The sequence below is a fragment of the Nostoc sp. JL23 genome, from assembly GCF_017115065.1.
GTDB classification, from domain to species: domain Bacteria; phylum Cyanobacteriota; class Cyanobacteriia; order Cyanobacteriales; family Nostocaceae; genus Nostoc; species Nostoc punctiforme_A.
The window spans coordinates 1-14,291 of the sequence record NZ_JABXKN010000109.1 but is presented as its reverse complement, the minus strand read 5'-3'; the positions used below and the strand labels follow the sequence as shown (position 1 = coordinate 14,291).

Sequence of the window (14,291 nt, the reverse complement as noted above, 5' to 3'; positions counted from 1 at the left end):
GTTACCTTCTCGAATTCTAAATATCAGGAAGTAAAGCTAGAATAACCGCAGACTTTTTATCGGTAGTATAGTAAATGATGTAATTATTATCTACATGAGACATGGAAGAAAATTCCTTAGCTTCAAGAACTTCAGACTCACTTACTCAGGAAGTGAAAATATTCGGTTCAGAGGAAGTAGAATTATCACTGAATGTTAATAATACATCTTATTCCTTGAAGATAGAACCTCGTGTTACATTACTAGATGCACTTCGAGAAAAGCTGGGTTTGATGGGTACTAAAAAAGCTTGCGATCGCGGTGAATGTGGTGCATGTACTGTATTAATTGATAATCGGCGCATTAACTCTTGTATGACTCTAGCTGTAATGCACATCGGTGCTGAAATTACCACAATTGAGGGATTAGCACAAGATGGTAAACTCCATCCTATGCAAACAGCCTTTATTACCCATGATGCTTTTCAATGTGGCTACTGTACATCAGGTCAAATTATTTCAGCCGTAGGGATGATATTGGAAGAATCGCCAAAATCTGAGGCAGAAATTCGAGAGAAAATGAGTGGAAACCTTTGCCGTTGTGGAGCATATCCAAATATTATTGCGGCGATTCAGGATGTGCTAGAGGAAAAGCAAGATGCAGCCATTTAGTTATGCTAAAGTTACCTCAAAAGAAGTGGCGATCGCCACAGTTGAGCAAGACAAAAATGCTGCATTTATTGCTGGTGGCACAGATTTACTGGGATTAATGAAAGATGGAGTCCAAACAGCGAATATATTAATTGATATTAATAGTTTGCCCTTAGCAGATATTGAATCTCAAGCAAATGGAATCCGCATTGGTGCGATTTCTCGAATGAGTGATGTGGCTTTTCATCCCCAAATTCAGGAATGTTATCCCGTAATTAGCCAAGCTTTATTACAAAGCGCTTCGCCGCAACTGCGAAATATGGCAACAGTAGGCGGGAATTTACTGCAACGAGTCCGCTGTGGTTATTTTCGCGATCCGGTTTTTCCTTGTAATAAACGCACTCCCGGTATAGGTTGTTCGGCAATTACAGGTTACAATCGAATGCATTCCATTTTCGGAGCTAGCGAACATTGCATTGCCGTTCATCCTTCCGATTTAGCTGTAGCTTTGACGGCATTAGATGCAGTGATTTGCATCCAAGGAATCGAACAATCACATCGAATTTCAATTCATGATTTTTATCTCTTACCAGGTGAGACACCAGCCAAAGAAACTCTATTACAGCCTGGAGAATTAATTGTTGCTATTGAAGTTCCAGATTTTGCATATAAGTCCCATTATTTAAAAGTAAGGGATCGAGCTTCTTACGAATTTGCTCTCGTTTCTGTAGCTGTTGCCTTAGATATAGAACAAGACACGATAAAATCAGCACGCATCGCTTTTGGGGGAGTAGCACCCAAACCTTGGCGTGCAAGGGATGCTGAGGAAATTATCAAAGGGAAAGCAATTAACGAAGATATCTTTACAGCCGCAGCAGCAGCAGCCGTCAAGGAAGCAAAACCGCAAACACACAATGAATTCAAAATTGAATTAGTCAAACGCGCTTTGGTACGCGCACTCTCAGTTGTGGCAGAAAAATTATGAATAAAATTATTGGGAAACCACTCGATCGCGTTGATGGTAGGCTGAAAGTAACGGGAGAAGCGCCTTACACAGCCGATGTGCCAATCGAGAATTTAACTTATGGAGTGATTTTTCAAAGCGCGATTGCCAGCGGTAAAATTATCCAAATAGACACAACAGCAGCCGCAATCGCCCCTGGTGTGCTAGATGTTGTTACCTACCAACAAACCCCATCACTGGTAAAAATACCCTTCTTTGGCCCTCCACAACCTCAGTCAACTGAAAAAGACCATAATATCTACTACGATGGTCAACATCTGGGGATTGTAATTGCCCAAACTTTAGAACAAGCCGAAACTGCTGCCTCTAGGATACAAATTATCTACGAAGAAGCCATTCCGACAGTCACAATGGCACATACAGAGATATTTGAACCCGAATCAATATTTTTTGGCATGATGCCAGCTAAAATCACTAGAGGCGACGTTGAATCGGGGAAAGTACAGGCAGATGTTTTGGTAGAGCAAGTTTATACTACGCCAATAGAACATCATAATCCCCTAGAACCTTCTGCAACGATCGCAATGTGGTCAGGGGATAACTTGACGCTATATGAAACCACTCAAGGCGTTTCTGCAACCCAAAACCGAATTGCATCTATTCTGAATATTCCCGAAGAAAATGTCCGCGTCATCTCCAAATATTTAGGCGGCGGATTTGGTTGTAAGGCGCTGTTGCGATCGCATACGATTTTAGCAGCGATCGCCGCTCGGCAAGTAAAACGCCCAGTAAAAGTTGTGCTAACGCGATCGCAAATGTACACAGCTTGCGGCCACCGTTCCGAAACTCAGCAGCAGCTAACGTTAGGTGCAACCAAGGAAGGAAAACTAACTGTAATCGAGCAAATTGGGACATCTTTAACTTCCCTGTTTGATGACTTTGCCGAACCAGTGGGTGCTGCAACAACCATGATGTACGCCTGTGCCAATTTGGAAATTAAATACCGTTTGGGACGCATCAACGCCGGCACACCAACCTTTATGCGGGGACCAGGAGAAGCACCCGGAATGTTTGCTTTAGAATCGGCAATGGATGAACTGGCATACACCTTAAATATTGACCCAATTGAACTAAGACTGAGAAATCATGCAGATATCGATCCCCACAAAGGATTGCCTTGGTCAAGTAAATCCCTGAAAGAATGTTATCAAAAAGGGGCAGAAATTTTTGGATGGGCACAACGCAATCCAGTTCCCCGTTCTTTGCGAGATCGTCATTTCCTGATTGGTTGGGGAATGGCAAGTGTGACATTTCCCACCAATGCTAGAACTGCATCAGTCAAGGTAGAAATTTTTGCTACTGGAGAAGTAAAAGTACAAAGTGGTTCTCAAGACATCGGTACTGGTACATATACAGTGATGACGCAAGTAGCTGCTGAGGTATTGGGATTACCAGTGCAGTTTGAATTAGGTGATACCAATCTTCCCAAAGCCCCGATGACAGGGAACTCAATTACCGTTGCCAGTGTTTCCCCGGCGGTGCATCAAGCCGCGATCGCCGCACGGGATAAGATAATTAAAATGGCGATCGTAGATGCAAATTCTCTGCTTTACGGATCGCAAACAGAAGATATTACCGTTGAGTCAGGGCAAATATTTTCAAAACAAGACCCATCGAAGCGAGACAGCTACAGCGATATTCTGCGCCGTCATGGATTAGAAAGTTTAGAAGTTACAGAGGAATCCTCACTCAATCCAGAGAGCCAACAATACGCTAAACATTCTTTTGGGGCGATATTTGTCGAAGTTGCAGTTGATGAATTCTTAGGAGAAATTAAAGTTAGACGTTGCGTAGGCGTTTATGATGCAGGGCGAATTCTCAACTTCAAGACAGCGCGGAGTCAAGTTATCGGCGGAATTACCTGGGGAATTGGTATGGCGCTGATGGAGAAAACTGTAATGGATGCTAATCAGGGCAGAATAGTTGGTGCTAACCTTTCCGATTACCTGATTCCCGTTCATGCAGATATCCCCAATATGGAAGTGCAATTTATTGAAGAACACGATCCTTATGTGAATGCACTAGGAACCAAAAGCTTGGGGGAACTTCCGATTGTTGGGGTAGCCGCTGCCATATCTAATGCAGTTTATCATGCCACAGGTAAGCGGATTCGTAATTTGCCAATTACACCAGATAAGTTGTTGTGAATGAATCGGTTTGTAGAGAGAAGGGGTTAGGGGATGATCACTAATATGGCTCTCCTAGACTAGTTATAGAAAATTAATACTTGATATCAGGTTAAGTCCTTATATCGTAGGGATTCAAGAATAAAAAAGCATATTTTTATTAAATCTATTAACCGTTGATTATTGTATTTGTTTCGTAGTCCAGAAGTTTCTAAAACTAGTTCTCCTTGATATTTTAAATAACTAGGACTAGCCCTTTCAAAGTGACTCGTTAAGTCTCCTATTTTTTCTCAGCGCTCTCTGTGCCTCTGCGGTTTAAAAGTGATTTATTTAACCGCAGAGGCACAGAGAACACAGAGAGAAGAGTTTAAAGAGGAATTTATAGACTATAATTTTCACCCACCTTGAAAGGGCTAGTCCTAATACTTGTTTAAATTTAGGTTGATCAAAAATATTTTTGTTTAACCACCGTTTTATAATGACCCTTTACAGGATCTCGTTTAAAATACTACAGATTCAAAGGAAAAATTTGATGAACCAGTGGCAACCTACTCTTAAACTCAGGAGATATTTAACTCAATTAGTTTCCACTTGTATTGTTAAACCTTTGCAGGCTATAAAACCGTGGTGTATACAACCAATCCAAAGTTGGTTCTATAGATATACTTCGTGGGGTATTGTCTCTCTATTTTTAGCTGGAATTAGTTTGAGTATCCTGTTAGCTGCTTGCTCTTTACGTAATGTCAATTACACTGGTAATACTAGCGCAGTTTCTCAGCCTAATGTAAGCTTAACGTTTGTTTCTTATTCAGTTACTAGCGCAGCATACGAGCAAATCATTCCCAAATTTATCGAACAATGGAAGAAAGAACACAACCAAAACGTCACTTTCAATCAAAGCTATGATGCGTCCGCTTCCCAAACCCTTGCAGCAGTGATTGAGGGTAAGGAAGCTGATGTGGTACATTTGTCACTTCCCCTTGACATTAATAAACTTGTTGAAGCGGGCTTTATTCAACCAGGTTGGGAAAAAGAAGCGCCTAATAATGCAATTGTTACCAAATCTGTAGATGCGATCGCTATTCGTGAAGGTAATCCCAAAAATATTAAAACTTGGGAAGATTTGGCAAAAGATGGCGTCAAGATAGTTACAGCTAACCCCAAAACTTCTGGTGCGGCTCGTTGGAGTTTTCTTAATCTCTGGGGTTCAGTGATAAATACTGGCGGAAATGACAATCAAGCAATAGACTTTATTTCTAAAGTCTATAAGAATGTACCTGTGTTACCCAAAACTGCGCGGAATGCCAGCGAACTATTCTTCAAACATGGTCAGGGTGACGTTTTGCTCAACTATGAAAAAGAGATGATTGTATCGACGGAAAATGGTGAAAAACTTCCATATATTGTACCTGATATTAATATCTCCATCGATAATCCTGTTGCTGTTGTCGATAAAAATGTTGATAAACACGGTACTCGCTCTGTTGCAGAAGCATTTATCAAATTTCTCTACACCCCAGACTCGCAACGAGAGTTTGCCAAATTGGGATTTCGTCCCGTTAACCTAGCGATCGCCAAAGAAACAGAAGCCAATTTTCCCCGAATTAAAACTATTTTCAAAGCTGAAGATTTAGGAAGATGGGACGAGATTCAGGCAAAATTCTTTGATGAAGGTACAATCTTGGACAAGATTCGAGGGAAAAAGTCAACTTAACTTTAAAAGGGCAATTAGAAATTGTCCCCCACTAATTAACCCTTCTCTACGAGACGCTACGCTCTTTTTTCAATGCCAAGCGCAATGAACCAAAAGCCCTCACCCAAGTTTGGGAGAGGGACTTTGAAATTCGCTCCCCTTCTCCCAAAATTGGGAGAAGAGATTGAGGGCAAACTTTGCATTTGTGCAAGAGGTTTAATCAAGTTGAGTATTTACCATTAATTTCTATATAACCCTCTGAAAGATCGCAACCCCATACAGTTGCCGAGGCTTCGCCAATATTAAGGCTAACATGAATATCTACTTTATCCTTAGACATAATTTGCCGTAACTGTTCTAAATTTTCCTCAGTTAAGCTACTAGGATAAACTTTCACATTATCAAAACTAATAATAACTCTTTCTGGATTGATATCCTGTTCATTTTCACATTTGCCTATAGCCATAGCAACTCGTCCCCAATTCGGATCTGCTCCATAAACAGCAGTTTTTACCAATGGTGAATTTACAATTGATTTAGCTACTGTTTTAGCTTGTGCATAGTTAATCGCTGAATCTACAGTTACCTCAATTATCTTAGTAGCACCTTCTGCATCTCGTGCAATTTTCAGCACTAATTCCTGTGCAACTTCTTGCAATGCACTAGCAAAATCTGGTTCTGAAACTTCACCGGCTAAACCATTAGCTAGAATCACGGCGGAGTCACTAGTAGAAGTATCCGTATCTACACTCAAGCAATTAAAAGTTTTATCTATAGTAGAACGAAAAATAGAACGAAGGCTATTTGCAGAAATTGCAGCGTCAGTAAAAAAGAAAGTTAAAAGGGTAGCCATATTAGGCTCAATCATGCCAACACCTTTGGCAATTCCTACTAGCTTGGCATTTCCTATTTGCCGTGTAGCTAGTTTAGCTATTGTATCGGTGGTCATAATCCCACGAGCGGCGGCATGAAAATCAGCATCAGTCAATTTTTTGCCCAATCCTAATAAACCATCTCGGATTTTTTCAATGGGGTAACGTCTGCCAATTACACCTGTAGAAGCTATCACAATATTATGTGTAGTAATTCCAGTTTCAGTTGCAACTAATTGCAAAACTTCATGAGCGTCAGCAATGCCAACAGAACCATTAGCTACATTTGCATTTTTAGATATAACGACAATTGCTTGTGCTTGTGAATCTTTTAAATTATCACGGCTAATAGTAACACTTGGCCCAGCAAAAAGACTTTGAGTGAAGACTCCATCTGCAACACAAGGAACTGATGATTGAATATATACAAAATCATCAGTTGTATCTCGTATTCCCAAATTAGTGATGAATGTACTAAAACCTTGAGGTGTGGAAGATATAGTTAATGACATTTTTCGATATTTAATAATTTGCTTTAATTATCTCATATCAAGTTCGGTTAATTACTCCTGATAAAATCTATTATTTCCGGTTGGGTTAGACGGCAGTGAAACCCAATCGGAACAACAATCAATTTCATGAAGTTTTAATATCAAAAATCTATTATTTCTCGAAAATAATTTGCTAAGTATCCAAACGTTTGACAACAAAAAAATTTTTGCTCCCCAAACTCACCTAGCAATTTATGGATTATCAAATGCTATAAATCAGTTAATGTCAGAGTGAATGTAGTCCATCCATTGCCACTTTCTACTTGAATGTTTCCTTGCAATTGTTCGACTAATTTCTGTACTATAGATAAACCTAATCCCGAACCACCTTGATTCCAGATATCTGCATTGGGGAGACGATAAAATTTATCAAATATCTGTGGTAACTCTATTACCGGAATTTCTACTGAATTACTGACAGTAATAATTGTTTTTGCAGGTGTTTCCGAGGAATTGTGACTTACACTTAAGACAATTTCACCACCCGCAGGTGTGTATTTACAGGCATTATTGAGCAATTCTATTACGATGCGTTCCAAGCTAATGCCATCTGAGAATAGCGGCGGGAGGTTTACAGGGAGATTCACCTGTAGAGTTTGCTGATGTTCTTGAACACGAATTTGAAACGGCTCGATAACCCAAAGTAACCACTGTTGTAAGAGCAACGCATCAGGTGTAATAACTTGATAGGATGAGCTTTCTAGCCGTTGTAAGTCTAGTAGATCGTTAATTAATTCTAGTTCGCGATCGCACTCGCTTTCGATTAATTTTAGATAACGTTGAGCTTGCTCAGTATTATTAGATAGTTGTATCATTTGAACCATCATCTTGATATTACTCAGAGGCGATCGCAGTTCGTGAGAAACTAAATTCAAAAAGTCATTTTTGAGTTGATTTATATTTTCCCATTGCACCACAAGTTGCTCTTGCTCAATTTGCCTTTGACGTGCCTCAATCGCTCGTTTGCGTTCGGTAATATCTCGAAAAACTAATACAGCGCCTGTAATGTTCTCTTTGTCATCTTTAATCGGTGCAGCGCTGTCATCAATTGGTATTTCTGCACCATCTTTAGTAATCAAAATTGTTTCTGCGGGGAGATTAACGATAGTACCATCTTGAAGAACTTTTATAATCGGACTTTCAAGAGGGTTATGAGTTTCGCCATTAGCAATATTAAATACTTCTGAGGAATTTCTGCCACAGGCTTCTTCTTGCTTCCATCCAGTTAGATTTTCCGCAACCGGATTCATAAAAGTGATTAAATCTTGTAAGTCGCTAGCAATCACACCATCGCTAATACTTTTTAAAAGTGCATCCAGCCATTTTTTATTAACTTTTAATTGCCTTTCCAAACCATGTTTAGTCAAACTTATTTCAATATTTGTTTGTAGTTCTCTTTCTTTAAAAGGTTTCAGTAGGTAGGCAAACGGCTCAGTTATCTTAGCTCGTTCCAATGTATTATCATCTGCATAAGCAGTTAAATAAATTACTGGAATATCCAAACGCTTATAGATTTCTTCAGCAGCTTCTATGCCGTCCATTGAGCCTTTAAGCTTGATATCCATCAGTACTAAATCTGGAGATATTTCTATTGCTATATTAATTGCTTCTTCTCCTGAAGAAGCGATAGCAGGCACTGTGTAACCAACTTTTTTAAGTCGATATTGTAAGTCTTTGGCAACAATAGCTTCATCTTCCACAACTAAAATTTTTGCGTTTTTCATTTTTTATTAATTATTTATGGTAAAGGAAATATCACTTGGTACTCTACTCCAGTAGCACTTGTAATATTCATGTTTCCTGTTAGTTGATGGGTTAAAGCATCTACTAATTCCCATCCTAATGATGCGAGTTTTTTAAAATCAAAATTTGGTGGTAAGCCAATACCGTTATCACTAACTATCAGTCTTAAATTATTGTTAATTTCTTTTTTGATTTCAATATTAATTACACCATTCCTATCCTTGGGAAATGCATATTTTAAGGAATTAGATACAAGCTCATGGATAATTAAGCTACAAGGAATTGCTGTATCTAAACCGAGAAAAATACAATCTTCAGCATTTATTGTTAAAGCGATCGCATCTTCATTGACTTCATAAGCAGTAAATAAACTTGCTACCAAATCTCGAATATATTCACCAAAATTAATCCTTGCTAAGTCTTGAGATTGATATAATTTTTCGTGAACGAGAGCCATTGATGCAATCCGCTGTTGGCTTTGTTGAAATATTACCAAATCTTCTTGGTCTTTGATATAGGCAGATTGCAGGTTTAGCAGACTGGAAATAACCTGTAAATTATTTTTGACCCGATGGTAAATTTCTTTTAATAACACCTCTTTTTCTAATAGTGATGCTTTAATTTGTTCTTCCCACTCCTTGCGTTCGTGCTGTGCGGCTTTCCGTTCGTTAATATCTTCTATCACAGAAATAAAATACTTTGGCTCCCCATTAGGTTCGCGCATTAAAGACACAGTGAGATTAATCCAAACTAAAGAATTATCTTTGCGAAAATAGCGCTTTTCCATCGAGTAAGTTTGAATATTATCTGCTAAAATCTGCTCAACATATTTCAGGTCAGTGTTAAGATCGTCCGGGTGAGTAATATCTTGGAAGGTTAATAACTGTAATTCTTCGAGTGTGTAACCGAGAATATCGCAAAGCTTCTGATTAACTAACAACCAGCTTCCATCGATTGCAACATGGGCAATGCCAACAGCAGCTTGATGGAATGCAGCCCGAAATCGTTGTTCGCTCTCTCGCAATGCTTCTTCTATTCGCTGGCGTTCAGTAATTTCTGTCTGTAATGATTCGTTGATTCTTCTTAACTCTCCTGTCCTTTTCTCAACCATGCTTTCTAATTGGTTAAGTAGGCTATTTAGTGTCTCCTCTGCTTGCTTGCGATCGGTAATGTCAGTATGTGAGCCTGCCATTCGTACTACATTACCATTTTCATCCCACTGTGCTTGCCCTCGATCTAAAATCCATTTATAGGTGCCATCTTTACATAAAATTCGATACTCGGTTATGTAAAACGGTGTTTTCTGAGCAAAGTGATCTTGAACCGCTTGTTGCACCCGCTCAATATCGTTCGGATGCACTCGTGTTACAGATTCATTTAAATGGTTAGAAATTTCGTGGTCTTCGTAACCGAGCATTTCTTTCGAGCGAGGTGAGAAGAAAACTTCATTGGTTTTAACATTCCAGTCCCAAATTCCATCCTTATTGCCGCGCAAAGCTAATTGCCAGCGTTGTTCGCTTTCCCTCAACACCTCCTCAGTCCGTATACGTTCAGCAATTTCTTTCGCTAGCTGGTAGTTTGCAGCCTCTAGTTGAGCAGGACTCGGTAGAGCCAGCGCCTGTGGTATCAATGGCACAAGCTCTATAGCCGTTAATACGGAGGCAAAAGCGGTGATAGCTTTGAGAAACCCTGATAGCCAATAGGTAGGATACCAAAGCGTCCATACATCCATTAAATGAGTTGTGCCACAAGCAACGATGAATGTGCCAAACATTAGGAATATCCAGCCGAAAGGCATATCTCGCCGTTTACGAACAAAATAAACCAACATCACTGGAATTGAATAATAAGCAAGTCCAGTTAACACATCTGAAATCAGATGCAACCACACCAATTCTGGTTTCCAGAGATAGCAATGTCCGTGGGGAATAAACTGGCTAGTAGAGAAAAAATTATCTAAAAATTCCATCATAAAAACCTATACATTGCATAAGTCTTCACTAAAGCCTGAAGTGCCAAAGAAGAGGTTTTTAGCCTCAGACCTCTTGTAGATGCGCATACGCCTAGAGAGTGGCTCTCATCTTCTAAAAAAAACTACGTTTGGCATTTCTCAGAGTTTTACCGTACTAGTTTTAGGCTAGAATCGATTATTAGCTTCAGCTTCTACATTCTGTGTTCGTCATCTTTTCTGAGTTTTTTAATCGGAATAATATAAGATTTATGAAAATTAAATTACCGCGATCGCTTTGGTTATTGTTACCGTATATCCCCTGAAATCAGCCATTTACATATATAAAAACCTTCAAAAATCACAGTAATATTTCGGTTATATAATAATCTAATTATAATCTAATTGCATACGTGTATTTACGGGCTAACTCGACTCAGTTTGGATAGGTCAGCACTATTAATCTGTCATATACTGTCCGGTTGAAGATTTATCATTAACACCCAAGAGAGCAGGGGAGAAGCTCACGCTCAAGATTTGGAGACAGAGCAACTGGCATTAGATGAGGCTGAGACAGCAAATCACAGACTCCGTACCGTAAGTAAAATTATCAGGAAGAGAACCTAGCCATCAATAGGTGTACTTATAATAAAAACTCTTGTAGCCAAACTGTTTATCGCTATATACATAGGGCGCGAGTTATTTCCCAGCCTCATACCATTCTGGATTTTAGATTTTAGATTTTGGATTGTGAAACATCCATTGGATAAGTGTTTCAGTTTTCCATCTGTCGCAATCATTTTTCAAATTGGTATCAGTTGGTAGAAAAACATCGTCTAAACTTTGTAATGCCAATTTAAAGATTATTCGTTTTTTGTGTAAAGCACGAAATTTGAGGTGAATAGTATTGTATAACAATAATTATTATGGATAAACCGGGGACAACAGTAAAAGTCTCCTATATAATTTACTTCTATCAAAAACTGCTCTGGCTTACGTCTAGGGCAGTTTTATATTGCACGGTAGAAGCCAGATTCTGAACTGTACCCAATGGTGAATCATCTAACAGTTGCTTGCAGCAATCGAATTTTTTTATAATCCATTGTTTACTGGGTTGCTAGTGATTAGGCAAATCATCATCTATCATCGTTTCAATGACAATAAGCTAATCGTCATTCATTTTTCCAGAATGATTCGCTTGTAGTAAGGGCTTCAGCCCTGCTTTTATGCAAGTTAAATGCCGATTAGCTTACCGCTAAAACGAGCTTCATCAGCCCAGCACTTAACTCTGCCAATATAGCAAATTTGGCTTTCGTACTTCTCTTTAGTTTCAGTAACAATTCCCTCAAATCCTCCACTCATTGAGGTATTAAAGAAACTCAACTTTTGGTAAATCTGGGTTAACAATGATAGCGGGTGTACGTCTGTGGTGTGCGATTGACTGGCAATGATTAACTGAAATCACACTTTCGACCAAATTAACTTTGAGTCTGAGCCAGAATCGGTAAGATAATTACAAATTCTGTTCCAACGCCCGGGGTAGAATTCACATCCAAAGTTCCACCATGTTTTTCTACAACAATAGACTGAGCGATCGCTAATCCTAATCCTGTTCCTTTACCAACACCTTTTGTAGTAAACAAGTGGTCAAATACTTTTTGTTTGACTGATTCACTCATGCCTTGACCATTATCAGCAATCTTCACCTCAACCTGTTTTTCTTGCAATGAGGTGGTAATTATAATCCGATTTGGATTGGCTTTAATCTCTCCAAAACTCCGGTCTGTATTTGATTCATCCAAGGCATCAATAGCATTCGCCAGGATGTTCATAAATACCTGATTTAATTGACCAGGAAAACATTCTACTTGAGGTAAATTATCGTAGTTTGTGATAACTTCAATGGCGGGACGTTGTTCATTTGCTTTCAGACGATGTTTGAGAATGAGAATGGTACTATCAATGCCTTGGTGGATATTGAAAGGTACTTTGTAGTCTTGATCGGCACGGGAGAAAGTGCGGAGACTGGTACTGATATTTTTCAGCCTGTCACAGGCTATCATCATCGAATCAATCATCTTGGGCAAATCTTCTAAGCTATATTCCAAGTCGATTTCTTCGGCGTGTTCAATAATTTCCTCTTTGGGATTTGGCAGACTTTCTTGATATAATTTCAGATGTTTAAGAATATCTGCAAATACAGGTTTACTTTGTTCAAGGCTAGCAGAAATAAAACCGAGAGGATTATTCATTTCATGAGCTACCCCCGCTACAAGGTTTCCCAACGCAGACATTTTTTCATTTTGTACTAATTGAAGTTGAGTTTCTTTGAGATGTTGGAGTGTTTCTTCTAATTGGGTTGCTTGTTGGCGAGTTTCCAGCAGGAGATCGGTTTGTTGGAGTGCAACTCCCATTTGTGCAGCAATTTGTTGGGCAAATTCAATCTCAGAAGGTTGCCAGTGATGTGGGCGATCGCATTGGTGAATGCAGAGTAAGCCCCAAAGTTCGTCATCTTGCATAATTGGTACAACCAATGATGCTCTAACATTAAACTGTTGCAAAATTGCCCGATGACAATCTAAAACTTCTGCGGTTTGAATATCTGACATTGCACAAAAACGTCTCTGTTTGTATTGGGTTGCATAGTTCTCTCCAAAACAATGGTCTTGAATTTTTACAGCTAAACCAGAAGGAAATTGGGGTAGGACATCTTCGGCAATAAATTCGCCATATTCGTAATTTAAACCGATATGAAATTGATAAATTCCGACGCGTGAGACATTAAGGATTGAGCGAATATTTTGAGTTACCGCACGAAAAATCGCATCTAAATCTAAAGACTCTCGGATTTGATTCACAACATTAAATAAGGTTTTTTGCTGCTGGAGGGATTGTTGGATCTGTTGAGCTTTGTCTTGAGATTCTTGATAAAGACGGGCATTTTCTAGAGAGATGGCAGCTTGCACAGATAACATTTGGATAACTTTGATGCGATCGCTAGTAAATACCCCTGCTACTAATTTATTTTCTAAATAGAGAATACCCACTAAATGTCCTTGATTAATAATCGGCGTACAAAATACACTCTGGGGTTGAAATTCGAGCAGATATTCTCCAAGTAGCCCAGGTATCTCTGTTTGGCAGTTATCTATAACAATTGTTTTTTGAGTATTTTTGACATAATTGATAATTTTTCTCGGAATATCTTCACAAGTATCTAGTGATTGTGATTTAAGAATAGTTTGGATTGGAATTGAAAAATTGTCTTGGTGATTAATAAAAGTAATTGCCTTGACTTTTAAGTTTCCATCTTCAGAAAGAATTAAAGCAAATTTTTCTGCACCGGAGTTTTCGAGAATAATTTGCGTCAGGCTAGCAATAATTTCATCCAATTCAATGCTACTAGAAATAGCTTGAGCTGCTTTCATAATAGACATAAAGTCTAAGGCATTGGAAATATTTGTGCTACTAATAATGGAAGTTTGGCTAGATAAAGATATCGAACTGTGGGCAATAGTACTAATGGTTTCTAGGGAATTAAAGCTGAGTTGTTGATGTAAGATGGGTTGGAGTAATTTAGGATAGCGTTTTTCTAAGTCATCGATTTTAGCTTTTGCTCCCCATCGAGCATAGCAATAGTATGCTTCTTGCCAAAAGTGTTGAATGTTAAGAAAAATCCGATAAAAATAACCCAAAATATGGTAA

At 38.9% G+C, this 14,291-nt stretch carries 9 protein-coding genes; 4 read left to right on the top strand and 5 right to left on the bottom strand.

Going from position 1 to position 14,291, the window contains the following annotated elements; all coding sequences use genetic code 11:
• The first annotated feature begins 101 nt into the window (after positions 1 to 101).
• The 4 genes from HWQ42_RS22005 (at position 102) to HWQ42_RS21990 (ending at position 5,493) form a co-directional block, all read left to right on the top strand.
• Positions 102 to 650 carry a (2Fe-2S)-binding protein gene (locus HWQ42_RS22005; RefSeq protein WP_292816143.1) on the top strand — a complete coding sequence of 183 codons (549 nt, stop codon included), beginning with the start codon at positions 102 to 104 and terminating at the stop codon, positions 648 to 650.
• Positions 637 to 1,614, top strand: coding sequence for a xanthine dehydrogenase family protein subunit M (locus HWQ42_RS22000; protein ID WP_292816142.1), 978 nt, complete (start codon positions 637 to 639; stop codon positions 1,612 to 1,614). Before HWQ42_RS22005 ends, HWQ42_RS22000 begins: the two co-directional genes overlap by 14 nt.
• The gene (locus HWQ42_RS21995; protein ID WP_292816141.1) at positions 1,611 to 3,800 is read left to right on the top strand and encodes a xanthine dehydrogenase family protein molybdopterin-binding subunit; all 2,190 of its coding nucleotides are present in this window, start codon (positions 1,611 to 1,613) and stop codon (positions 3,798 to 3,800) included. Before HWQ42_RS22000 ends, HWQ42_RS21995 begins: the two co-directional genes overlap by 4 nt.
• A 511-nt stretch (positions 3,801 to 4,311) precedes the next feature.
• Entirely contained in the window at positions 4,312 to 5,493 is a 1,182-nt protein-coding gene (locus HWQ42_RS21990) for a sulfate ABC transporter substrate-binding protein (RefSeq protein WP_292816140.1), read from the top strand.
• A gap of 199 nt (positions 5,494 to 5,692) precedes the next feature.
• Here the strand turns inward: HWQ42_RS21990 and argJ are convergent, their stop codons facing one another.
• From argJ to HWQ42_RS21965, 5 genes are all read right to left on the bottom strand, one after another.
• A complete protein-coding gene (gene argJ / locus HWQ42_RS21985) occupies positions 5,693 to 6,856 on the bottom strand; it encodes a bifunctional glutamate N-acetyltransferase/amino-acid acetyltransferase ArgJ (protein WP_292816138.1) in 1,164 nt (387 codons plus the stop codon).
• Positions 6,857 to 7,104: 248 nt separating this feature from the next.
• Entirely contained in the window at positions 7,105 to 8,619 is a 1,515-nt protein-coding gene (locus HWQ42_RS21980; protein ID WP_292816136.1) for an ATP-binding protein, read from the bottom strand.
• A gap of 14 nt (positions 8,620 to 8,633) precedes the next feature.
• Entirely contained in the window at positions 8,634 to 10,610 is a 1,977-nt protein-coding gene (locus tag HWQ42_RS21975) for a PAS domain S-box protein (protein WP_292816135.1), read from the bottom strand.
• A gap of 1,209 nt (positions 10,611 to 11,819) precedes the next feature.
• Positions 11,820 to 11,948: a hypothetical protein gene (locus tag HWQ42_RS21970; protein WP_292816133.1), complete on the bottom strand. Its 129-nt coding sequence runs from the start codon at positions 11,946 to 11,948 to the stop codon at positions 11,820 to 11,822.
• A gap of 116 nt (positions 11,949 to 12,064) precedes the next feature.
• On the bottom strand, positions 12,065 to 14,291 hold a 2,227-nt coding region (locus tag HWQ42_RS21965; protein WP_292816131.1), incomplete at its 5' end, for a GAF domain-containing protein.

Coding starts and splice junctions, on each gene's coding strand:
- HWQ42_RS21970 (WP_292816133.1), bottom strand. CDS start 11,948: ATGAGTGGAGGATTTGAGGGAATTGTTACTGAAACTAAAGAGAAGTAC.
- HWQ42_RS21975 (WP_292816135.1), bottom strand. CDS start 10,610: ATGATGGAATTTTTAGATAATTTTTTCTCTACTAGCCAGTTTATTCCC.
- HWQ42_RS22005 (WP_292816143.1), top strand. CDS start 102: ATGGAAGAAAATTCCTTAGCTTCAAGAACTTCAGACTCACTTACTCAG.
- HWQ42_RS22000 (WP_292816142.1), top strand. CDS start 637: ATGCAGCCATTTAGTTATGCTAAAGTTACCTCAAAAGAAGTGGCGATC.
- argJ (WP_292816138.1), bottom strand. CDS start 6,856: ATGTCATTAACTATATCTTCCACACCTCAAGGTTTTAGTACATTCATC.
- HWQ42_RS21995 (WP_292816141.1), top strand. CDS start 1,611: ATGAATAAAATTATTGGGAAACCACTCGATCGCGTTGATGGTAGGCTG.
- HWQ42_RS21980 (WP_292816136.1), bottom strand. CDS start 8,619: ATGAAAAACGCAAAAATTTTAGTTGTGGAAGATGAAGCTATTGTTGCC.
- HWQ42_RS21990 (WP_292816140.1), top strand. CDS start 4,312: ATGAACCAGTGGCAACCTACTCTTAAACTCAGGAGATATTTAACTCAA.